The sequence below is a fragment of the Streptomyces sp. SLBN-8D4 genome (assembly GCF_049739545.1).
Taxonomy (GTDB): Bacteria; Actinomycetota; Actinomycetes; order Streptomycetales; family Streptomycetaceae; genus Streptomyces; species Streptomyces canus_C.
On sequence record NZ_JBMGQC010000001.1, the window covers coordinates 2,280,209 to 2,302,946 of the forward strand.

At 71.5% G+C, this 22,738-nt stretch carries 16 protein-coding genes and 3 pseudogenes; 8 read left to right on the forward strand and 11 right to left on the reverse strand.

From position 1 onward, the window contains the following. The first annotated feature begins 56 nt into the window (after window positions 1-56). Complete coding sequence (locus RKD20_RS10170) at window positions 57-2,321, forward strand: MMPL family transporter (protein WP_424877447.1); 2,265 nt, start codon at window positions 57-59, stop codon at window positions 2,319-2,321. A 72-nt stretch (window positions 2,322-2,393) separates the two neighbouring features. Here RKD20_RS10170 and mgt read toward each other — a convergent pair. The 5 genes and pseudogenes from mgt to RKD20_RS10195 form a co-directional block, all read right to left on the reverse strand. Then, window positions 2,394-3,636 (reverse strand): annotated as a pseudogene (mgt, locus tag RKD20_RS10175) (macrolide-inactivating glycosyltransferase). Window positions 3,637-3,714: 78 nt separating this feature from the next. Further along, entirely contained in the window at window positions 3,715-4,491 is a 777-nt protein-coding gene (gene erm / locus RKD20_RS10180) for an ErmE/ErmH/ErmO/ErmR family 23S rRNA (adenine(2058)-N(6))-methyltransferase (protein WP_424877448.1), read from the reverse strand. Window positions 4,492-4,753: 262 nt separating this feature from the next. Next, window positions 4,754-6,028: an ABC transporter substrate-binding protein gene (locus tag RKD20_RS10185; protein WP_424877449.1), complete on the reverse strand. Its 1,275-nt coding sequence runs from the start codon at window positions 6,026-6,028 to the stop codon at window positions 4,754-4,756. Beyond that, window positions 6,028-6,861 carry a carbohydrate ABC transporter permease gene (locus RKD20_RS10190; RefSeq protein ID WP_031046414.1) on the reverse strand — a complete coding sequence of 278 codons (834 nt, stop codon included), beginning with the start codon at window positions 6,859-6,861 and terminating at the stop codon, window positions 6,028-6,030. The genes RKD20_RS10185 and RKD20_RS10190 overlap by 1 nt, the downstream gene beginning before the upstream one ends. Next, window positions 6,858-7,802, reverse strand: a complete 945-nt coding sequence (locus RKD20_RS10195; protein WP_424877450.1) for a carbohydrate ABC transporter permease — start codon at window positions 7,800-7,802, stop codon at window positions 6,858-6,860. The genes RKD20_RS10190 and RKD20_RS10195 overlap by 4 nt, the downstream gene beginning before the upstream one ends. Window positions 7,803-8,015: 213 nt before the next feature. Here RKD20_RS10195 and RKD20_RS10200 point away from each other — a divergent pair, with 213 nt between their 5' ends. Continuing rightward, window positions 8,016-8,870: a phosphotransferase enzyme family protein gene (locus RKD20_RS10200; protein ID WP_424877451.1), complete on the forward strand. Its 855-nt coding sequence runs from the start codon at window positions 8,016-8,018 to the stop codon at window positions 8,868-8,870. Between the two features lie 14 nt (window positions 8,871-8,884). Here the strand turns inward: RKD20_RS10200 and RKD20_RS10205 are convergent, their stop codons facing one another. Further along, the gene (locus RKD20_RS10205; RefSeq protein ID WP_424877452.1) at window positions 8,885-9,793 is read right to left on the reverse strand and encodes a LysR family transcriptional regulator; all 909 of its coding nucleotides are present in this window, start codon (window positions 9,791-9,793) and stop codon (window positions 8,885-8,887) included. An 80-nt stretch (window positions 9,794-9,873) separates the two neighbouring features. Between RKD20_RS10205 and RKD20_RS10210 the strand changes: the two genes are divergently transcribed. Further along, on the forward strand, window positions 9,874-10,869 hold the full coding sequence (locus RKD20_RS10210) for a DMT family transporter (protein ID WP_424877453.1): 996 nt from the start codon (window positions 9,874-9,876) through the stop codon (window positions 10,867-10,869). Next, a complete protein-coding gene (locus tag RKD20_RS10215) occupies window positions 10,800-11,351 on the forward strand; it encodes a YbaK/EbsC family protein (RefSeq protein ID WP_424877454.1) in 552 nt (183 codons plus the stop codon). Before RKD20_RS10210 ends, RKD20_RS10215 begins: the two co-directional genes overlap by 70 nt. A gap of 7 nt (window positions 11,352-11,358) precedes the next feature. On the opposite strand, the gene RKD20_RS10220 is transcribed toward RKD20_RS10215, so the two are convergent. The 4 genes from RKD20_RS10220 to RKD20_RS10235 all read right to left on the reverse strand — a co-directional run bounded on the left by RKD20_RS10220 (window position 11,359) and on the right by RKD20_RS10235 (window position 15,757). Continuing rightward, window positions 11,359-12,081, reverse strand: coding sequence for a 3'-5' exonuclease (locus RKD20_RS10220; protein WP_389810060.1), 723 nt, complete (start codon window positions 12,079-12,081; stop codon window positions 11,359-11,361). 120 nt (window positions 12,082-12,201) lie between these two features. Next, window positions 12,202-13,488, reverse strand: coding sequence for an SAV2148 family HEPN domain-containing protein (locus tag RKD20_RS10225; RefSeq protein WP_199790168.1), 1,287 nt, complete (start codon window positions 13,486-13,488; stop codon window positions 12,202-12,204). 72 nt (window positions 13,489-13,560) lie between these two features. Continuing rightward, complete coding sequence (locus tag RKD20_RS10230; protein WP_424877455.1) at window positions 13,561-14,880, reverse strand: copper amine oxidase; 1,320 nt, start codon at window positions 14,878-14,880, stop codon at window positions 13,561-13,563. 58 nt (window positions 14,881-14,938) lie between these two features. Then, entirely contained in the window at window positions 14,939-15,757 is an 819-nt protein-coding gene (locus RKD20_RS10235; RefSeq protein ID WP_424877456.1) for a Tat pathway signal sequence domain protein, read from the reverse strand. A gap of 194 nt (window positions 15,758-15,951) precedes the next feature. Here RKD20_RS10235 and glgX point away from each other — a divergent pair, with 194 nt between their 5' ends. After that, a complete protein-coding gene (gene glgX / locus RKD20_RS10240) occupies window positions 15,952-18,084 on the forward strand; it encodes a glycogen debranching protein GlgX (protein WP_424877457.1) in 2,133 nt (710 codons plus the stop codon). Window positions 18,085-18,238: 154 nt separating this feature from the next. Beyond that, window positions 18,239-20,593, forward strand: coding sequence for a malto-oligosyltrehalose synthase (gene treY / locus RKD20_RS10245; RefSeq protein ID WP_424877458.1), 2,355 nt, complete (start codon window positions 18,239-18,241; stop codon window positions 20,591-20,593). On the opposite strand, the pseudogene RKD20_RS10250 reads toward treY, so the two are convergent. After that, window positions 20,583-21,101: pseudogene (locus RKD20_RS10250) on the reverse strand (LysR family transcriptional regulator substrate-binding protein); the annotation flags it as partial. The gene treY and the pseudogene RKD20_RS10250 overlap by 11 nt on opposite strands. A gap of 4 nt (window positions 21,102-21,105) precedes the next feature. On the opposite strand from RKD20_RS10250, the pseudogene RKD20_RS10255 reads away from it, so the two are divergent. After that, window positions 21,106-21,294: pseudogene (locus RKD20_RS10255) on the forward strand (dihydrolipoyl dehydrogenase); the annotation flags it as partial. Window positions 21,295-21,470: 176 nt separating this feature from the next. Continuing rightward, complete coding sequence (locus tag RKD20_RS10260) at window positions 21,471-22,721, forward strand: M14 family zinc carboxypeptidase (protein WP_424877459.1); 1,251 nt, start codon at window positions 21,471-21,473, stop codon at window positions 22,719-22,721. Window positions 22,722-22,738 lie beyond the last annotated feature (17 nt).

Sequence of the window (22,738 nt, forward strand, 5' to 3'; positions counted from 1 at the left end):
CAATGTGAAAGGTGGCGGCAGGGGGCTGCCACCGCTCACAAGGGGGCAAGCCCGTCATGCGGAACGGAGACACAAGGGTGCGTGGCCTGGCCGCCCGGGCCGGCGGCTGGAGCGCACGGCACCGATGGGCTGCCGTCGGTATCTGGGTGCTGTTCGTCGTCCTGGCGATGGGACTCGGCTCGGCAGCGGGCCGGGTCGACGTCAAGGACAGCGACCAGCTCAAGGGGGAGACCCACACCGCCGCGAAGATCATCGAGGACGCCGGGATCGACGAGCCGGCCAGTGAGTCGGTGCTGATCCAGGCCAGGGACGCCGGCGGCAAGGCGACCGACGCCGACTTCAGGGCGGCCGTCTCCGCGGTCGTGAAGGCGGTCGAGGGCACCGGCAAGGCCACCGACGTGACCTCGCCGTACGACACGAGGACGATCTCGAAGGACGGGCGCAGCGCGCTCGTGCAGTTCGACATGCGCGGCGAGGCGGACACCGCAGGCGACCGGGTCGAGCCGGTGCTGAAGGCCGTCGAGGGGGTGCAGAAGGAGCACGGGTCGCTGCGGATCGAGGAGATCGGCGGCGCCAGCATGGCGAAGACGTTCTCCGACGCGTTCGGCGACGACTTCGAGAAGGCCGAGCTCTCCGCCGTGCCGGTGGCCCTCGGCATCCTGCTCATCGCCTTCGGCGCGCTGGTCGCGGCCCTGCTGCCGGTGCTGCTGGCCGTGAGCGCCATCATGGCGACCATGGGGCTGATGGGCATCGTCAGCCATGTGATGCCGATGAGCGACACCGCCAACTCCGTGATGCTGCTGGTCGGTCTGGCCGTGGGCGTCGACTACTGCCTGTTCTATCTGCGCCGTGAGCGCGAGGAACGGCAGGCCGGGCGGGACCCGCAGACCGCCCTGCGGATCGCCGCCGCCACCAGTGGGCGCGCGATCATCGTCTCGGGTGTCACGGTGTGCGTGGCGATGGCGGGCATGCTGTTCACCGGGCTCGCCGAGTTCGAGGCGATGGGTCTGGCCTCGCTGATGGTCGTGGCGGTCGCGATGATCGGTTCCATCACCGTGCTGCCCGCGCTGCTCTCGCTGCTGGGCGAGCGGGTCGAGAAGGGCAAGATCCCCTTCCTGCACCCGGAGAGCCGGCTGCGCCGCAAGCGGGGCGGCAACCGGGAGAGCCGGTTCTGGACCGCCGTGCTGAAGGGCGTCCTCGCGAAGCCGGGCGTCTCGGTCGTGGTCGCGGCCGGCGCGCTGCTCGCCGTCGCGGCGCCCGCGCTCGGCATGAAGACCCAGAACCTCACCCTGGACCAGCAGTTCGGCGACTCGCTGCCGATCGTGGCGACGTACAACCGGGTCAACGACGCCTTCCCCGGCGGCTCCGAGCCGGCCGAGGTGGTCGTCAGGGCGGCCGACATCAACGCCCCCGAAGTCACCTCCGCGCTGGCCGACTTCAAGGCGAAGGCGATCTCCTCGGGCGCCTCGCGCGGCCCGGTCGAGATCAAGCTGCACGACGCGCAGAACCTCGCCTTCGTGTACGTCCCGCTGGTGGGCGGCTCCGACCTCGACAAGGCGGGCGCGAGCCTGGACAAGCTGCGCGACGAGGTGCGGCCTGCCACGCTCGGCAAGGTCGACGGCGTCGAGGCGCCGATCACCGGAGAGGTGGCCGGTTCCAAGGACTTCAACGACCAGTTGGCGGGAGCGGTCGTCCCGGTGTTCGCGTTCGTCGTGGTCTTCGCCTTCGTGCTGATGCTGCTGTCGTTCCGCTCGCTGACGGTCGCGATCACCTCGATCGTGCTCAACCTGCTGTCGGTGGGCGCCGCCTACGGCATCCTCGTCGCGGTCTTCCAGCACGGCTGGGGCGCGTCGCTGGTGGGCGCGGAGGGCGTCGGCGCCATCATCACCTGGCTGCCGCTGTTCCTGTTCGTGATCCTGTTCGGCCTGTCGATGGACTACCACGTGTTCGTGGTCTCGCGGATCCGCGAGGCACATCTGCGGGGCCGCAGCACCAAGGACGCGATCCAGCACGGCGTGGTCACCACGGCCGGTGTGGTCACCAGCGCCGCCGTCATCATGGTCGCGGTGTTCGCGATCTTCGGGACGCTGTCCATGCAGTCCATGAAGCAGATGGGCGTGGGCCTCGCGGCCGCGGTGCTCATCGACGCGACGATCATCCGGGGCGTGCTGCTCCCGGCGGTCATGGCGCTGCTCGGCGAGCGCAACTGGTACCTGCCGAAGTGGCTGAACCGGCTGCCGGACCTCACCCACGACGAGGCCGCGGACGCGGTGGCCGCGCCCGCGGCGCGGGACGACGAGGGTGAGCCGCTGAGGGTCTGAGCCCTCCGGGGCGCGGCTGAATCCCCTTGTGCTGAGGGCCCGTTGGCGACCGGGGTGCCAACGGGCCCTCTCTCATGCGCGCAGTTGCGCCTCGACGAGGTCGGCGGCCCTGCGCGTGCCGCCCTCCCGAGCCATCTCCGCTTGGACCTCCTTGAGCCTGCGCGCGACCTCGGGGTCGTCGACGAGCGCGAGGGCGGCCTCTCGCAGCGCCTCGGCGGTGGCCTCCTCCGTGTCGATCCGGCGGGCGACCCCGAGGCCCTGGAGCAGGTCGGCGTTGCCGAACTGGTCCACGGCCTGCGGTACGGCGATCATCGGTGTGGCGGTCGACAGTCCCTCCTGGCTGCCGCCCGCGCCGGCGTGCGTGACGAACAGGTCGGCCTGCCTCAGGATCGCCAACTGCGGTACCCAGGGGCGCACTTCGACGTTCTCCGGTACCGCGCCCAGCTCGGCCGGGTCCACATGCCTGCCGATCTGGAGCACGAGGTGCCAGCCCGGGAGGTCGCCGAAGGCCCTCAGGCACTCCCGGTAGAAGTCGGGCCGCTTGGTGAAGGAGGAGCCGAGGGAGACGAGAGCCACCTTCCCGGCCCCGGCCGGCCGCCGCCACTCCCCCTGGGAGGCACGGTCCCCCTGGCAGGCGCCGACGAAGGTGTACACGTTCTCGTCGACCCGGTCGGCGTGCGGCTGGAGCGCCCTGGGGATCAGGACCAGGGAGCGGTCGGGGCGGCCGACGAAGGAGTCGGGGTCCAGGTCGATCCCGTTCTCCCGCAGCCAGCCCTGGAAGCGGGCGTAGTAGGCCTGTCCCCGTTCGGTGCTCCTCGGCTCGGCCCACATCGGCTCGGCGACCTCCTCCTCGTAGCCCTGCCAGGCGACGAGGTTCGGCGAGAGCGAGATCGCGGGCACACCCCAGCGGTGGGCGAGGACGCGGGCCGGGTAGGCGGTGATGTCGTGCAGGACGAGATCAGGTGTGTCGCCTTCGTACGCCTCGGCCAGCTGCGGCAGCGCCTGCATCGCGTCGGCGAGGAAGAGCTCCACGTGGTCGAGCAGTTCGCTGCCCCAGGCCGCCGGGTCGTCGTCGGGACCGGGCAGCGTCGAGTTCCAGGGCTTCACCTCGGCCCCGGTCTCGGCGACCTTCTCGGCGAACAGGGGCGGAACGGCGTACGTGACCCGGTGCCCGCGCGCCACGAGCTCGCGGATCACCTCGAGGCTGGGGTTCACGTGGCCGTGGGCGGCGATGGAGAACATGGCGATGTGTGAGGGACTGGTCATGTCGGCGACCCTAGGCGAGACGATACGTCTCGTGCAACTTCTTTTGGATCGCGCGAAGCGCGAAGAGGGGCGCGGGGAACTGCGCGACCCGCCACGACGGCGCGGCAGACAACGAACGACGCCTCATTCACGGCACCAGCACCTCGCACAGCCGCAGCCACGACTGCGGCGCGACCTCCCCCACCAGCACTCCCCGGTCGAGCCCCGCGCGGCGAAACGCGAGGTCCACCCGCCGCCGAGGGCGGGCCCGGCACAGGGAGGCGTGCAACGACCCGCCGACCCCGGAGAACCCGAGCTCCACCAGGCGCCTCCAGCCCTGCTCCGAGGTGGCGGCGAGGAGCGGTGCGCAACGGCGCTCGATCCGGATGATCCCGGCCTCCACACGCGGCACGGGCGTGAAGCCGTACCGCCCGACCCGTCCCACCAGACGCCACTCGTACCGGGGCCAGCTCAGGACGGTCAGCAGGGTCCAGCTCCCGTAGTCCCCCGTGCGCTTGCGGGCGTACTCCAGCTGCGTGAGAAGCGTCGCGTCGGTGAGGGCGGGGGCGCGCAGACACCAGTCGACGATCGCGGCCGTACGGGAGAAGGGCACGTTGCCGGCGACCGAGAACGGCGTCCGGGGTGGGCGTGCGGCCAGGAAGTCCCCTGCGACGACCTGGACTTGGGGTACGGAACGAAAGCGGGCGTCGAGCGCCGGAACGAGGCGTTCGTCGATCTCGTAGGCGAGCAGCCGACGGCAGCGCGGGACGAGCGGTTCGGTCAACGCGCCTTTGCCCGCGCCGACTTCGAGGACCAGGTCCGCCTTCGGGTGCGGTACGGCAAGCCTCGCGAGCCGAGCCGCTGCCTTGGGATCAGTGAGGAAGTTCTGCGAGAGCGCGCGGGAAATGCGTGAGGGGCGGGCCATGGCCTGCGGTCCTTGTCTTCCGGGAGCGGGAAAAGGGCAGACGAAGGCCCTGACCGGAAGACAGGAGAAGTGCGTACGGGACGAACCTGGCCGCGGGTGATCAGCGGCGGATGTGGCTCCCCGGGCCGGTCAGGGCTCCGGGGCCACGACGCATCCGTACGGAGTGCGTGAAGCCCCGGCCGAGACCGGAGAAGTGAATCGCGTTGTTCGCTGCCACGGACGGAACGCTAGGGCGGCCCCGGCGGCGGCGACAACCGGTTTTTCACCGCTGGTAGCGGGCCAGCACGAGGTTCCCGTCCCGCTCCAGCCGTTCGCGCAGCTCACCGAGGCCGATGGCGCCGCTGTAGTACTCCTGGAAGGCGGGGGTGGCGACCTTGTCCTTCCACTCCGGGTAGCCCCGGACGGACTGCGCGGGCGCCGGGCTCAGCCGGGAGGCGAGCGCGGTACCGGTGGCCCAGCCGTCCTTCGCGGTGTGCAGGGCGGGGTCCTTCAGCGCCTCGGTCCCGGTGGGCAGCATCCAGTCCCCCAGCGCCAGCCGGACCATGTTCTTCGGCCGGAGCAGGAAGTCGATGAACGCGGCCGCCTCCTTCTTGTGCGCGCAGTCCTCGGCGACGGACAGGGTCTGCGGGCTGACGCCCTGGGTGAGCCCGTCGGCGCCGGCCGGGGCGGGCAGCACCTGCCACGCGAAGCCCTTCGGCGCCTGCTGGGCGATCTGCTGACGGTAGGAGAACCCGAGCGGGACCATCGCGTACTTGCCGCCGAAGAAGCCGGGCAGGGTGTCGGAGCCGCCGCTGCCGAGCGTGGTCGGCGAGGCGCTGTGGTCGGTGTTCGCCTGGTCGTGGACGGTGCGCGGCACGGTCTCGTCGGCCTTCTCGAAGCGGATGGTGACCTTTCCGTCGGCGCCCCGGTGGAAGAGCTGTCCGCCCGCCGACAGCGACAGGTTGAGGGTCGCGGAGACGGGTTCCTTGAGCGGCCAGGCCACGCCGTACTTGCCGTCACCGCTGAGCTGCCGGGTGATGCGCCGGAACTCCGGCCAGCTCCACGGGTGTTCGGGGGTGGGGACGCGTACGCCGGACTCCTTCAGCCACTTCGCGTTGGCCACGAGGACCCGCGGCTCCTGGAGGAAGGGCACGCCGTAGACACCGTCGCCGAAGGTGGCGGTCTGCCAACTCCGTCGCGGGATGTCCGACTTCAGCCGCTCGGGCAGCAGGTTGTCGAGATCCGCGAGATAGCCGCCGTAGGCGAAGTCCGCGAGGTCGTCGGAGGCGTCGTGGATGATGTCGGGCGCCTCGCCGCCTTCGAAGGAGGTGAGCAACTGGTCGTGGACGCTGTCCCAACTCCCCTGCACGTACTCGACCTTGACGCCGGGGTGGGTCGCGTTCCACTCCTTCACGAGCTCCTGGTTGGCCGCCACGGACTCCTCCTGCCAGGCCAGCGACTGGAAACGGAGGGTGATCCGGCCGTCCCCTGACGTGTTCGTGGCGGTGCACCCGGCCAGGAGAAGGAGGAGGACACCGGCGAACCATCGTGCGCGCATCAGCTCTTCACCGCCCCGGTCAACATGCCTCCCGTGATACGGCGTTGGATGATCGCGAAGATGACCAGCGAGGGCAGGGTGGCGAGGAAGGCGGCCGCCGCGAGCGGGCCGAGGTCGGCGACCCCCTCCGCGCCGATGAAGTGGGTGAGGACGACGGGCAGGGTCTGTTTGTCCGCGGTCTTCAGCAGCACCAGTGCGAAGAAGAACTCGTTCCACGCGGTGATGAACGCGAACAGGGCCGTCGCCACGATGCCGGGCGCGAGGAGCGGCGCCGTCACCGACACCAGGGTCCGCAGGCGCCCGGCCCCGTCGACGGCCGCCGCCTCCTCCAGTTCGGTCGGCACGGCACGGACGTATCCGACGAGCATCCACAACGCGAACGGCAGCGCCCACACGACGTACACCATGACCAGACCCACCAGGGAGTTGATCAGCCGCAGGTTCTTCAGCACCAGGAACAGCGGGATGATCACCAGCACGAGCGGGAACGCCTGGCTGACCACCACCCAGCCCGTCGCGGCCTTCGCGAGCCGGGTGCGGTGGCGGGCCATGACATAGGCCAGCGGGGTCGCGATCAGTACGGCGATCACGGCGGCGGCGAGCGCGGCGAGCAGGGAGTTCCCGGCGGCGCGCAGCAGGGGCTGTTCGTCGAAGGCCTGACGGAAGTTGTCGAGCGTGGGATCCCGGGGGATCCAGGTGGGGTGCAGACTGCCCAGTTCCCGGGGGGACTTGAAGGCGGTGGAGACCAGCCAAAGGAAGGGGAAGGCGAGGAAGACGAGATAGGCGAGAAGGGCGGCGTACTGGCCGACACGGCCGGAGGTGCTGGTCCTCATGCCGCCTCACCTTCCGTGCGGTCCTTGAGCCGGCCCACCAGGAACAGGGCCAGGAGGAGGGAGACCACAGCGACCATCACCAGACCCATCGCGGCCGCGTAGCCGAACTGGCCGTAGCGGAAGGCCTCTTCGTAGGCGAAGAGCATGGGGAGACGGGTGCGGCCGCCGGGCCCTCCGCTGGTCAGCACGTACACCAGGGCGAACGAGTTGAAGTTCCAGATGAAGTTGAGCGCGGTGATCGCGAGGGCGACCGGTCTGAGGGCGGGCCAGGTGACCGTGCGGAATCTGCGCCATGCGCCCGCGCCGTCCATCGCGGCCGCCTCGTGGAGTTCGCGCGGGGTGTTCTGGAGGCCGGCGAGCAGGGTCACCGTCGTCTGGGGCATCCCGGCCCAGACGCCGACGACGATCACGGCGGGCAGGGCGGTGGACAGGCCACTGAGCCAGTCACGGCCGTCGCCGAGACCGAGGGTGCGCAGGGTCTCGTTGAGGACACCGGCGTCCGGGTTGTAGACGAGCCGCCACATGACACCGACGACGACCTCGGGCATGGCCCAGGGGATGATCGCGAGGGCACGGGCGAGCCAGCGCAGTTTGAGGTCCTGGTCGAGCAGCAGGGCGAGGCCGAGCGCCAGCAGGAACTGCGGCACGGTCACGCCGACCGCCCAGACCAGGCCGATCCGGAACGACTCCCAGAACAGGGTGTCGTGCAGCAGGTCCTGGAAGTTGAGGCCTCCGATCCACTGGGTGGCCCGGGTCCGGCCCGACTGGGCGTCGGTGAAGGCCAGCAGGATCCCGTACAGCAGGGGCCCCACGCTCAGGACCAGGATCGGGATCAGCGCGGGCAGCACCAGGAACCAGGCTCCGTGACCGGAAGGGCGCCGGTCCCCCTCGGCGCGCGGTGCGCCCCGTGCCGGCCGCTCCGTCGCGGTCACCAAGGTCACGTCATCGGCTCCTTCACGCGGCTCGTGACGATCCGGCCCTCCCGGCCTGGGCCTCCGTCATGGTCGTGAAGGGGATATGCGCCGTCAAGGCAGCACGCACACCGGCCCACCTGTGGGAATGCGAGACTGGCCGGGGCGATGGCGTGAACTCGACGCCGTGCGCGGTGGCACTGCACAGGCATGCGGGACAGGTCAGGACCGGGAGGCCGGACGATGGACGAGGCACGGGCGCGGGACGTACTGGCCGCTGCGGGACTGCCGGCGGGGACGGCGCAGCTGCTCGCCCTGGGCGAGAACGCCGTGTTCGCCGTCGGTGACCTGGTCGTCAAGGTGGGGCGTGACGCGGAGCTCCTCGACCGGGCGCGCCGGGAACTGGACATCGCCGGGTGGCTTGCGGAGGCGGGAGTGCCCGCGGTGCGGGCGGCCGAACCGAAGGCGCGGTCGGTCGAGGGACACCCGGTGACCGTGTGGCACCGGCTTCCCGAGGCCGTACGGCCCGCCGAGGCACGGGATTTGGCCGAACTCCTGCGAGTGGTGCACGCGCTGCCCGCGCCGCCCTTCGCCCTGCCGCCCCGTGAGCTGCTGGGCGGTGTCGAGCGGTGGCTGCGGCTTGCGGGCGATGCGATCGACCCCGCCGACGCTGCGTACCTCCGTGAGCGGCGGGACGGTTTCGCGGCGGCCGCGGCAGCGTTGACGCCCCACCTGGAGCCGGGGCCGATCCACGGGGACGCGCTTCCCCGCAATGTCCATGTGGGTCCGGACGGGCCTGTTCTCGTCGATCTGGAGACGTTCTCCTCGGATCTGCGGGAGCACGACCTGGTGGTCATGGCGCTGTCCCGGGACCGGTACGGGGTGCCTGCGGCGGCCTATGACTCCTTCACCGCCGCCTACGGATGGGACGTGCGGGAGTGGGAGGGCTGCGCGGTGCTTCGGGGAGCCCGGGAGACGGCCAGTTGTGCGTGGGTGGCCCAGCACGCGCCGTCGAATCCGAGGGCTCTCGCCGAGTTCGAGAGGCGGGTCGCGTCCTTGCGGGACGGCGATGAGACGGTGCGGTGGCATTCGTTCTGACCGGTGTGGCGCCCCTAGGGAGTCGACTCGCCCCGAATCAGCAGGGCCGCCGACCTCAGCTCCGTCAGAACCGTGCGGACCGCCCTTCTCGCCGTCCTCTCGGGGCGGCAAAGGGCGTCGATGTGGCGCCTCGCCTGTACGCCCCTCAAGGGTCTGAGCACGAGCGCCGGATGCCGGTGCGTCGTCCAGCGGGGCATCAACGCCAGGCCGCCGCCCGCCGCCACCGCCTCCGCCGCCACCGCGAACTCGTTGATGCGGTGGGCCAGGTGGAGGCGGCGGCCCGCAGCCGCCCCGATGGCCTCGATGGTGGCCATGACCGGGAAGCCGTCGTGGACGGTGATCCACGGCTCGTCGGCCACGTCCGCCGGGGTCACCCGGCGCCTGGCCGCCAGCGGGTGGTCGGCGGGCATGGCCACGTCCAGGGGTTCCCGCAGGAGCGTGGTGGCCGTCACCGTGGGCGGCCAGGCGGGGGCGTGGTCGAGGCGGTGGGCCAGGACGATGTCGTACGCGCGCGTCAGGCGCGGGAAGTCCTCCTGCGGCACGTCCTCGTCGGCCAGCCTCGGCACGGGGGCACCGGGATCGGCGAGGGCGCGCAGCAGCAGGGGGAAGAAGGCCGCGCCCGCGCTGTGGAAGGCCGCCACCGAGACCTCGCCACTGGGCCGGTCCACGAACTCCTCGACCGTGTGCCGGGCGCGGGCCAGCGCCGTCTCCACGTCGATGGCCGCGCCCGCCAGCGCCTGACCGGCGTCCGTGAGCACCAGCCGTCTGCCGTCGCGTTCGGTCAGCGGCACCCTGACCGAACGCTGCAACAGCCTGAGCTGCTGCGAGATCGCGGACGGCGTCACCAGCAGCGCCTCGGCCACCGCGGTGACACTGCCCAGTTCGCCGAGCTCCCGCAGGATCCGCAGCTGTCGTTCGTCCACCCCAACAGTGTAGGAGTACTAAAAGATCGTTGAAGAAGTTGGTTCTGGGCTTCAGAGACGGATGGGGGCAGGGTGGGCGCATGTCCGATGCCCGCCGTACCGACGTGGTACTCCTGCTGGTCGCGATCGTCTGGGGTTCGAGCTATCTCTCCGCCCAGACGGCGACGTCCGCCCTCCCTGTCCTGCTGGTGCTCCTCGTCCGTTACGCCCTGTCCGCGCTCGCCTGCCTGGGAGTCGTCGCCGTCCCCGGACGCGGGCCGCGCCGGTGGACCCGCGAGGAGCTGCGGGCGGGGGTGTCCCTGGGCCTCACCCAGGCCGCCGTCCTGGCCGTCGAGACCTACGGCGTCGCCCACACCAGCGCCGCCAACGCGGGCCTCATCATCAGCCTGACCATCGTCCTCACGCCCCTCCTCGACCGCACCGGCCGGCGGGGCGGTCTGCCGCCCGTGTTCTACGCGGCCGCCGGTGTGTGCGTCCTGGCCGTCGGGCTGCTCATGGTGGGCAACGGCTTCCACGCGCCCCGCATCGGCGACCTGCTGATGCTCGGCGCCGCGGTCGTACGGGCCGGCCATGTCGCCCTCGTCGGCCGGCTCACCGCGGGCCGGGCGATACGGCCGCTGCATCTCACGACCGTGCAGACCCTCGTCGGCACCGTCCTGTTCCTCCCCCTGGCCGCGCACGATCTTCCGGCCCTGGCCCACGCGGACCCGGCCTCCTGGACACAACTGCTCTATCTCGCCCTGTTCTGCAGTGTGTTCGCCTTCCTCGCCCAGACCTGGGCGGTGCAGCGCACCTCGGCCAGCCGGGCCAGTCTGCTGCTGGGCACCGAGCCGATCTGGGCCGCGGGGGCGGGAGTCGCCCTGGGCGGCGAGCACTTCACCGCACTGACCGGGCTCGGAGCGGTCATGATGCTCGCCGGTACCTACTGGGGGCAGTCCGTGGAACGGGCCCATCGCGCAACCGCCCCGGCCCGCACCGCAGTTCTACTCACCGAAGGGGACACCCGATGCCCGGCGACGACGCCTACGACACCGACGCCCACGACACCGACGCCCGCGACACCTACGACCGTCTGATCTCCCTGCTCGACGCCTCCTCCGTCGACTACCGGCTGATCGACCACGCCCCCGAGGGCACCACGGACGCCGTGTGCGCGCTGCGCGGGCACCCCGCCTCCGAGGCCGCGAAGTGCATCGTGCTGCGGGTCAAGGTGGACCGCCGGACCACCCGGCATGTCCTCGCGGTCGTCCCCGGGGACCGGCGCGTGGACCTGGACGCGGTCCGGGCGCTGTTCGCCGCGCGCTATGTCGGGTTCAGCGATGCGGAGACCGCCGAGCGGCTGGCCCGCGCGATCCCCGGCACGGTCCTGCCGTTCAGCTTCGATCCCGAGCTGGAGGTCGTCGCCGATCCGGAGGTCGTGAAGCAGCCCCGGCTGTACTTCAACGCCGCCCGGCTGGACCGGTCGCTGTGCGTGTCGGGGGCCGACTACGAGCGGTTGGCGAAGCCGCGGGTGGAGCCCGTCGCGAGTCCTCCGCTCTCGGATCCGCTGCCGGGGTGACGCCCTCTCAGACCGTCTCGTCGGCCGGCTCGCGCAGCGGCCAGACGCCGTCGACCACGGCCGTCGCATCGCCCTTGCGGCGCAGGAAGCTCTGGAAGTCCGCCGCCCATTCCGCGTACCACTCGATCTGGCGGTGGTGCAGCTCCGCCGGGCCGAGGGCCGCGACCTTCGGGTGGCGCACGGCTATCGCGCAGGCCAGCCGGGCCGCGGCGAGCGCGTCGGCGCAGGCGTCGTGGGCGGTGTCGAGCGCGACGCCGTACTCCGTGCAGACCGCTTCGAGGTTGCGCTTGCCGCGGCGGTAGCGGTCCACCGAGCGGTCGATGGTGTACGGGTCGATGACCGGTGCCGGGTCGAGGCCGCCCAGGCGCTCACGCAGGGACGGCAGGCCGTACCGGCGCAGTTCGGCGGAGAGCAGGCTCAGGTCGAAGGCGGCGTTGTAGGCGACGACCGGGACGCCCGTCTTCCAGTAGGTCGTGAGGACGTCCGCGATGGCGTCGGCGACCTGGTCGGCGGGGCGGCCCTCGGCGGCCGCCCGCTCGTTGCTGATCCCGTGGACCGCCACGGCGTCCGCCGGGATCTCCATGCCCGGGTCCGCCAGCCACTCCCGGCGCCCCAGGGGCTGCCCGTCCCTGAGCTCGATCACGGCAGCCGTGACGATGCGCGCCTCGCGCGGATCGGTGCCGGTGGTCTCCAGGTCGAAGCCGATCAGCAGCTCTCGGTGCCAGCCCATGGGCGGTCCCCCTTCTTGGTGGTGCTTTCCCCCAGTGGTCTCCACCTTCCCATGAGCCACTGACAATCAGAGGACCGCATTCCGCTTGGCATCGCCGACACACCGGAAAGCGGGGACACTTCAGGACACCGGACGCGAATCCGCCCAGTTCGTCTCGAACTCCTCGCGGTAGGTGGGGAAGAGACCGCTGTCGTCCACGTCGCCCGGCTTGACGACCCGGTTTCCGTTGCGCAGCACGAGGACCGGCGCCTCCATGCCCCGCGAGCGGCGCAGATAGGACTGCACGACCGCGATGCCGTCCGAGCCGTCGCCGTCCACGAGGTAGGCCGTGAAGCGCGGGGTGTCGTCGTAGACCTGGATCTCGAAGGCGCCCGGGTCGCGCAGCCTGGACCGCACCCGGCGCATGTGCAGGATGTTCATCTCGACGGCCCGGCTCAACTCACCACGCTTCAGGCCCAGCTCCCGCTCGCGCCGCTTGACCGCGCTGGAGGCCGGGTTCAGGAACAGCAGCCGCACCCGGCAGCCGCCCTCGGCAAGGCGCACCAGACGGCGGCCGGAGAAGTTCTGCACGAGGAGGTTGAGGCCGATGCCGACGGCGTCCAGGCGCCGGGCACCGCCGAAGATGTCCTCGGCGGGGAACTGGCGCAGCAGCCGCACCCGGTCGGAATGTACGGCGACCACGTCTGCGTACCGGTCGCCCACCAGGTCCTCGACCGCGTCGACGGGCAGCCGGCGGGCGGACGGCACGTCGCCGCCGGCGCCGAGTATCTCCAGCAGCTTGGCGGCCGCTCGCTCGGCCTGTCCGAGGACCGCCTCGGACAGGGCCCGGTTGCGGGAGACGACGTTGCGCGTCACCTCCAGCTCGTCCAGGGCCAGTTCGACGTCCCGGCGGTCGTCGAAGTAGGGCTCGAAGCACGGCCAGTGCTGCACCATCAGCTCACGCAGCTGGGGCAGGGTGAGGAAACTGAGGACGTTGTCGTCGGCGGGGTCGAGCAGATAGCCCTTGCGGCGGCTGACCTCGCGGACCGCGACCGCGCGCTGGACCCACTCCTGTCCGGCGGGTCCGGCGGCCGCGACCACCCAGTCGTCGTGGCCGTGGACGGGTTCGTAGATGGGACGCAGAACAGCGGCCACGACAGCCCGCAGCCGCTGTTCGACGAGGTTCAGCCAGATGTAGGCACGGCCCGCCCGCTGTGCGCGCGTCCGTACCTCGCGCCAGGCGTCGGCGTCCCAGTCCAGCTCCGGCCCGATCGTCGCTCCCGCGTCCATCGGCCGTGCCAGGGACACCGTGCCGGGCGGGGCGTCTTGGGAGTTCCCCTCGTGACCCTCGTCACCAGGGGGCAACTCCAGCCCTCCCGAGCCCACCCGCGCACCGCCTTCCGCTCCCCCGAGCACTCCCGGGGGCATGGCCCCACCCAACGATCAAGGAAGGGTACTCCGGGAGCGGTCGGCGGTGCAGCCGGATGGACAGGGTCAATCTCAACTACCGGGCTCCCAGTGGCCGTTCTGCCCGGCGAGCTCGGCCGGAGTGAGCGGATTCATAGCCGTGACGTCCCTGGGGGCGATGGAGAATCCCTGCCAGTGGACCGGCATGGGCTGCTGGTCCTCGTCCCGGGCGATGTGGTGGAAGCCCACGTTCATCCAGACCACCGGGTGGGTGAGGGTCTGGCCGTTGACCCACTTGTCGACGGACGTGCCCGCCCCGGCACCGCAGTTGCCGGTGTTGTTGCTGGCGAACTGCTCGCACGGGTTGTACTCGGTGAAGTACACGTCGTGCTTGGTGAAGCTGCGCCCCGGGTACTTGGTGCTCGGACCGGGGACGATCTCGTACGACCGCGGGTGCCAGTCCTTGTTCTTGCCGACCGCGCTGACCATGCGCCACCAGCGGTAGCTCTTGGCGTCGCCCGCGAGTTCCTTGGTGACCGGGGTGCGGGTGGTCTTGACGGTCGCGGTCTGCTGGCCCTGGGCGGCCGCGGTGACCGTGGAGTCGTACTGCTCGACCCGGTTCTTCGAGGAACTGTCGAGGGCGAAGTCCAGGCGCCAGAAGGCGTTGTGGCTGTGGCTGGTGGCCTGGGCGCGGGGGCCCTTGCCGATGGGCCAGCCGCGGCCGTCGCCGGCGTCGTAGTCCTCGTAGGAGAGACTGCCGGTCGCGCCGAGGTTCATGGTGATGGTGCCGTCGTCCTGGAAGCGCCACTCGGTCATGTACTCGTACCAGCCGACCTGGTTGACCGAGTAGACGAGCAGGTCCTTGCCCTGCGCCTGGTAGACCTTGTTCGCGCTGTCGCCCTGCATGCGGTAGGCGTGTCCGCGTGAACGGGTCGTGGTGCACAGGCCGTTGACGTTCGCGTGGTCCGGGTCCCAGGAGTCCGGGACCTTGACGCTCTTGATGGTGCCGCCGGGGCACTCGCCCGGGTCCAGGTTCATCAGGCCCTGGGCGAAGCCGAAGCCCGTCAGGTCGTCGTACTCGACGCTGCCGTCGTCGTAGGGGACGTGGATCTGGCCGAGCCTGGCGCTGTTGAGGACCTTGATCGGCGCGGTCTCGCCCTTGGGCTGGTAGGAGATGTCCTCCAGGACGAGCCCGGCCTTGCTGTCGTAGCGCCAGCACATCCGCCAGGTCGTGCCGCTGGAGAGCGTCTGCTCGATCTTGTAGGCGGTGCTGCACTCCGCCGCGGGCGCGGCGGCGGCCCCGGGCTGGGCGGCGGCCGGTCCCGCACCGGTCGTGACACCGGCGGCCAGCGCGGCCACGGACACGCCGAGGGCCGCGTGCCTGCGCGCGCGGCTGATTCTGTTGACACGCATGAAGAGATGACTCCCTTGCGGAAGGAGCAGGTGGGAAAAGTGGACGGAGGGAGGCGGATCAGCTCTCGAGCTTGGCGACCTTGCGGGCGCTCAGATCGATCACGAAGGCCCTGGCGTCGATCCAGGGGCCGTTCTTCACCTTCGGGAACAGCCGCACGCAGCGGTGCTCGCCGCACTTGTCGAGCACGGCCGGCTGACCGCCCGGGACGGCCCGGTACACGGCGCCGGTGAGCAGCAGCTGGTTCGGGTCGGTGAGTTCCTTGTCGGTGGCGTCCTTGTAGTCGGCCTTCAGGTCCGCGCCGAGCGGGTCGGCGATCAGAAGGCTCGCGGCCTCCGCGTACTCGGCACCGCTCAGCGGCGGCTGGACGCCGTGCTGGGTGCCGGTCGCGACGATCTTGCCGCTGTCGAGGTCGACGGTCCTGGTGACGAGGGTGTCGTCCCGGTAGTCGTAGAAGGTCACGTTCGCGCGACGGGGCGCGTTCGGGTCGTCCAGTTCGCCGACCTTGGGGTCGGCGAGGTCCACGGTGAGCCGTTCGGGTCCGCGGTCGCCCTCGACGTCCTCACTGGCGTTGAGCAGCTGCGGGTTCACGGCGATCTGCTCGACCCGCTTGATCTCGTCGTCGGTGAGCGGGTCGCGGCCCTTGCCCTTCTCACCCTCGGCGGCCGACGCCTTCTCGACGACTCCGGGCGCGACGGCCCCGTCCGCGCCCTGTCCCGCCTGCGCCACGGACTGTCCGGAGGCCGTCTTGCCGCCTCCGGTGTCGTCCGCCCCCGCGGTGCCCGGCAGGGTGATCCCGACCATCACGGCGGTCCCGGCCACCGCGATGGCCGCACCTGCCACCACCTTCCCGAGGTGGCGGTGCACTATCTTGCGCACATCTTCCCCCTACTCCCCGGGATGTCCGGGAGTATGTGTATGCCCCGATATTTCGGCAAAGAGCGGTTCTATGACCGCACTATGCACTGGTCGGTCGGTAAGAGGGACGTAAGTCATAGGTGGTTCCATCACTTTCGGGGACACTCGGGGCCATGGGGCCCCACGCGGCGCGGGACAGCTGAAAGAGTCGTTGCATGCAGGTCTGGCCTGGAGAGGCGTATCCACTCGGTGCCACGTACGACGGCGCCGGTACCAACTTCGCGGTCTTCACCGAAGCCGCGAACCGAGTAGAGCTGTGTCTTTTGCACGACGACGGCTCGGAAACGGCGGTGGAACTGCGCGAGAGCGATGCGTTCGTCCGGCACGCGTATCTGCCCGGCGTGATGCCTGGACAGCGCTACGGCTTCCGTGCGCACGGCCCGTACGCTCCCGAGCGCGGCCTGCGCTGCAACTCCTCGAAGCTGCTGCTCGACCCGTACGCGCGCGCGATCAGCGGTTCGATCCGCTGGGGCGAGGAGGTGTACGGCTACCACTTCGACTCGCCCGACAAGCGCAACGATCTCGACTCGGCGCCGCACACCATGACGTCCGTCGTGGTCAACCCGTACTTCGACTGGGGCGACGACCGGCGGCCGCGGATCGGATACCACGAGACGGTGATCTACGAGGCGCACGTCAAGGGCCTCACCATGCGGCACCCGGGGCTGCCCGAGGAGCTGCGCGGCACCTACGCCGCGCTGGCGCACCCCGCGATCATCGAGCACCTCGTGGAGCTCGGCGTCACCACCCTGGAGCTGATGCCGGTCCACCAGTTCGTGAACGATCACCGCCTGGTCGACATGGGCCTGAACAACTACTGGGGCTACAACACGATCGGTTTCTTCGCCCCGCACAACGCGTACGCCTCCTGGGGCGACCGCGGCCAGCAGGTCCTGGAGTTCAAGTCGGCGGTCAGGGCGCTGCACGAGGCCGGGATCGAGGTCATCCTGGACGTCGTCTACAACCACACCGCCGAGGGCAACCACCTGGGCCCGACGCTGTCCTTCAAGGGCCTGGACAACCCGCAGTACTACCGCCTGACCGACGACCAGCGGTACTACATGGACACCACGGGCACCGGGAACTCCCTGCTGATGCGGTCCCCGCACGTCCTTCAGCTGATCATGGACTCGCTCAGGTACTGGGTGACCGAGATGCACGTCGACGGCTTCCGCTTCGACCTCGCGGCCACCCTGGCGCGGCAGTTCCACGAGGTGGACCGGCTGTCGTCGTTCTTCGACCTGGTGCAGCAGGACCCGGTGGTCTCCCAGGTGAAGCTGATCGCCGAGCCCTGGGACGTCGGCGAGGGCGGCTACCAGGTGGGCAACTTCCCGCCGCTGTGGACCGAGTGGAACGGCAAGTACCGCGACACCGTGCGGGACCTGTGGCGGGGCGAGCCGCGCGCGCTGGCGGAGTTCGCGTCCCGGCTGACCGGTTCCTCCGACCTCTACCAGGACGACGGCCGGCGTCCGCTGGCCTCCATCAACTTCGTCACCTGCCACGACGGGTTCACCCTGCACGACCTCGTCTCGTACAACGACAAGCACAACGAGGCCAACGGCGAGGACAACCGCGACGGCGAGAGCCACAACCGGTCCTGGAACTGCGGGACGGAGGGCGAGACCAACGATCCCGCGGTGCGGGAGCTGCGCGCCCGCCAGATGCGCAACTTCATCGCCACGCTGATGCTGTCCCAGGGCGTGCCGATGATCAGCCACGGCGACGAGGTCGCGCGCACCCAGTGCGGCAACAACAACGCCTACTGCCAGGACAGCGAGCTGGCCTGGGTGCGGTGGCCGGAGGACACCGGGGACGGGGCGGCGGGGCTCGGCGCCGAGTTGCTGGCCTTCACGCGCGCGATGGTGTGGCTGCGCAAGGACCATCCGGTCTTCCGGCGCCGCCGCTTCTTCCACGGGCGGCCCGTGGAGGGGACCCACGACGAGCTGTCGGACATCGCCTGGTTCACGCCCGAGGGCAAGGAGATGGCCCAGCGGGACTGGGACCGGGCGCAGGCCTCGGCGCTGACGGTCTTCCTCAACGGCAACGCGATCTCCGAGCCCGGCCCCCGTGGGGAGCGGATCAGCGACGACTCCTTCCTGCTGATGTTCAACGCCTCGCCCAAGACGCTGGACTTCGTGGTGCCGGTCAACCACGGCCGGCAGTGGGAGGTCGTGGTCGACACCGCCCGCCCGGACGGGGTGCCCCCGGGCACGGGGGCGAAGGTGCAGGCCGGCGACCGGCTGACGCTGGTGGACCGCAGCATGGCGGTGCTGCGACGGCCCGTCTAGCGGTACGGGCCGATGGCGCCGTCGACGTCGGAACGGGACGGTAGCGTCGTGTCGCTTGCGGTGACGTCGGGACGGTAGCGTCCCGACGTCCGCGTCCCGTGCACATGGAGCACGGGATGACACGAAAGGCCGTAGGGCGGGTACGTAGGTCTGCATGACACCTGAGCGACCCGACCCGTCGGCGCCGACGGCCACGTACCGGCTGCAGCTGCAGCCCGAGTTCCCGTTCGCGGCCGCGGCGGCGGCCGTGCCGTACCTGGCCTCGTTGGGCGTCTCGCATCTGCACCTGTCCCCCGTCCTGGAGTCCGTCCCCGGTTCGACGCACGGCTACGACGTCGTGGACCACGCGCGCGTGCGCGAGGAACTGGGTGGCGAGGACGGGCTGCGGGCGCTGTCGCGCACCGCGCGGGAGCACGGGCTCGGTCTGGTGGCGGACATCGTGCCGAACCACATGGCGATGGACCCGCGCCACAACCACGCCCTGTGGGAGGTGCTGCGGGAGGGCCCGAAGTCGCCGTACGCGCGCTGGTTCGACATCGACTGGGAGGCGCAGGGCGGCCAGGTGCTGCTGCCGGTACTGGGGCATCCGGTCGGCGAGGAGCTCGGCAACCTCACGGTGGACGGCGAGGTACTGCGCTACTACGACCACGTGTTCCCGCTCCGCGAGGGCACCGGGGAACTGCCTCTGCCGCAGCTCCTGGACGCGCAGTGGTACCGGCCGGTGTGGTGGCGGCTGGCCCGGACGGAGCTCAACTACCGGCGATTCTTCAGCATCTCGGAGCTGATCGGGGTGCGGGTCGAGGACCCCGAGGTGTTCGAGGCCACCCACGCCAAGATCCTCCAGCTGCTGCACGAGGGCGTGCTCGACGGGCTGCGGGTCGACCACCCCGACGGCCTCGCGGACCCCGACACGTACCTCCAGCGACTCCACGAGGCGACCGGCGGGCGCTGGACGGTCGTGGAGAAGATCCTGGCGGACGGGGAGCGGCTGCCGGCGGCCTGGCCCGTGGCGGGGACGACCGGGTACGACGCCCTGAGGCGGATCGACGGGCTGTTCACGGACCCGGCGGGGTTCGGGGAACTCCTCGGCCAGTACCGGCGGTTCGCCGCCCCGCAGACCGACCGCGGGGGTGACTGGGCCGCGACGGCACGGCGGGCGGCGTACAAGGTGATCACGCACGAGCTGGCCGCCGAGACGGACCGCCTGACCCGGGTGGCGGCACGCGTGTGTGCCACGTCCCCGGAGCCCGCGCTGCGCGACCGGGCGCCCTGGGCGCTGCGCACCGCGCTCCAGGAGCTGCTGGTGCGGATGGAGGTCTACCGGCCCTACGGCTCCTCGGACGCCGCCCGTGTCGTCACCGAGGAGGCCGCGGCCGAGGCCCGGCTCGCCTTCGTGGTCCCCGAGGAGGCGGGCGCCGTCGACGTCGTACGGGATCTGGTGCTGGGGCGCGCCGGGGACGGGCCGGACCACGTGGAGTTCCGGACCCGGTTCGCGCAGACGGCATCGGCGCTGCGGGCCAAGTCCGTGGAGGACACGGCGTTCTACCGCTATGTGCCGCTGCTGTCGGCGACGGAGGTGGGCGGGAATCCCGGGAGCCCTGCCGTCTCGCCCGAGGAGTTCCACGCCTACTGCACACGCGTGCAGCGCGACTGGCCGCTGACGGGAACCGTGCTGTCGACGCACGACACCAAGCGCAGTGCCGATGTGCGGGCGGCCCTGGCCGTGCTCACCGAGTGCCCCGAGTGGTGGGCGGACACGCTGGCCGAGGTGACCCGCACCGGCGACGGCGTGCCGGACGCGCAGCTGGCCTGGGCGGCCTGGCAGTCGGTGTTCGGGCTCGGTCCCGCCGCCCCGGAGCGGGTGCGGGAGGCGCTGCTGAAGCATGTGCGCGAGGCGGGGCTGTACACGAGCTGGACGGAGCAGGAACCGGCGTACGAGGAGGCGGTGGCGCGGTTCGTCACGGCCGGGCCGTGCGGGCCGCAGGGCGAGCAGGTGGCCGCCTTGCGCGGTCGGCTCGATCCGCACATCCGGGCGAACGAGCTGGGGGCGGCCCTGGTGCAGCTGACGATGCCCGGGGTGCCCGATGTGTACCAGGGCACGGAGGGCAGGTACCTGGCGCTGGTGGACCCGGACAACCGGCGGCCCGTGCGGTTCCCGCCGGAGGACTCCGGCGACAAGGGCGCGCTCACGGCCGCGGCACTGCGGCTGCGCAGGCGCCGGCCGGACGTCTTCGGTGACGCGGCGACGTACACGCCGCTGGCCGCGGAGGGGCCCTCGGCGGCGCATTGCGTGGCGTTCGCGCGCTCCGGGGAGGTGGTCACCGCGGTGACCCGGCTGTCGCTGCGGCTGATGGAGGCGGGCGGCTGGGGGGAGACGGTGCTGCCGCTGCCGCCGGGCGTCTGGCGCGATGTGCTGGTACCGGAGCGGGAGTTCTCCGGGCACGTGCGTGTGGAGGAGCTCCTGGGCGAGTCGCCGGTGGCGCTGCTGGAGCGGGTCGTCACGGACTGACTGGGCGCGGGCGGGCGGGGCCGGTGCGGCCTGACTGGGCGCGCGTGGGCGAGGCCGGTGCGGCCGACTGCGGCCAGGTCTTCCGCAGCAGGTCCACGAAGGCCTCCGCCGCGCCGGTGAGCGGCACGCGCGCGAAGACGGTCATGGGGCGCTTCCAGACCGGGTCGTGCGAGAGGACCACGCAGTCCTCGCCGACCGCCGAGCGGACGATGTGCGAGGGCGCCGCGCACACGCCGACCCCGGCGGCCGCCATGCGCACCGCCGTCGACGTGTGTTCGGTCCATACGGCGGTGCGGGGCTTGAAGCCGGCCTGTCCGCACGCCCAGTCGAGAAAGCGTTCGCCGTGGACGACCGGCTCCATGGCGCAGCGGATCCAGGCGCGGTCGGCGAGTTCGGGCAGGGTGACCGTGGTGCGGCCCGCGAGGCGGTCGTCGAAGGGGACGGCGAGGACGACCTCCTCCTCGCCGACGGGCACGACGGTGGCGGGCCGGTGCGCGGGCACGGGGCCGCGCGGCCGGGTTCTCGGGGTGCATCTGGTGGGCCCGCACGTGTCCGAGATGGTCGCCGAGAGCCAGCTGATCGTCGGCTGGGACGCCGAACCCGCCGACGTGGCCCGGCATGTGCACCCGCATCCGACACTGTCCGAGGCGGTAGGCGAGGCGTTCCTGACGCTGGCCGGGCGCGGCCTGCACCAGCAGTGACGCCGGAGCCGCTACCGCGGGCGCGGGGGCACGGGCAACCCCGCTGGCACCTACGGCTTTACCGGCTGCCGGTAAATGCTTCTGGGCGCCCCCTGGCGGCTCCCCCATGGCGTGCTTGACAGCTCAACCAGACCGTGGGGTACTGCGGATTGCGAGGCCGGTCGGACATATCGGGGGTGAGTCTGCTGCCGGAGCTGCGCTACCCCACGGTGACCGAACTGGTCCGGTCCGCACGGGCGTTGGCCGCACAGCGGCCCGGCGACTGCCGGCTGAGGCAGGTGGGTGCCTCGCGCGCGGGCAGACCCCTCCATGTGCTGTCGGTCGGCCGGGCCCGGCGAGCCGTCCTGGTGGTCGCGGGCGCGCACGCCAACGAACCGGCCGGCGGCCCCGCGGCTCTGGCGGTGGCCCGGCGGGTGCTGGCCGAGCCGGAGTTGCGGGCGGACACGTCCTGGCACTTCCTGCTGTGCGCGGATCCCGACGGCGCGAGCCTGCATGTGACCCCGGCGCCGCGCAGTCTCTTCGACTACCACCTCGGCTTCTTCCGGCCGGCCGGGGCGGAGCAGCCGGAGTGGGCGCCCGCGATGCTGCCGCCGGACCGGCTGCCGCCCGAGACCCGTGCCCTGACCGGGGTGATCGACACCCTGCGGCCCTACGTCCAGGTGACCCTGCACGGCACCGATCTGGGCGGCAGCTGGGTGCAGTTGACGAAGGACGTGCCGGGGATCGCCGAGCCGTTCGCCAAGTCCGCGGCGGAGCTGCACATTCCGGTGGAGACCGGTGCCTCGGACGCGGCGGGCTGGCCGGCGTCCGGACCGGGGGTGCATGTGATGCCGGCGCCGGGCGCCGGGGCGGCGTACCCGAGCATGCCGGACGACGCGCGGCTCAGCACCTGGTACCACGCGCACCGCTACGGCGGTCTGACCGCGGTGGTCGAGGTGCCGATGTGGGCGAGCGACCTGGTGGACGATCCGGCGCCGCACCCGGCGCCGGCGGCGGCGATGCGGCGGCTGGCGGGCCGGCTGCTGCGTCAGTCGCGGGCGGTGGACCAGGTACGGGCGGACGCGCTGCCGCGCCTCGACGGCGTCGGCGGCCCGCTGCTGCGGGCCGCCACCTGGGGCCTGGGGCTGGTGCCGGGGCTGGCCGCGGACTGGATCCACACACGGCCGGCCGACGACACGAAGGCGTACATCGGCAGTGTGGACGCGTTCTCCCGCCGGCTGCCGCTGCGGGCCGCGGCCATGCTGCTGCGGGTCCTGCGGGAGACCGACGACCGCGCGGCACCGCGTCTCGAACGGCTCGTCGAGGCGTGGAGCGATTCCTTCGCGGAGCGGTTCGGGGCCCGCTGGGTGCCGTTGGAACACCAGATCGAGCACCAGGCCCGCACGATCGTGGCGGTGGCGCTGCACGCGCGTGTGCGGGCGGACTGAGCCGGCCTCACCCCACG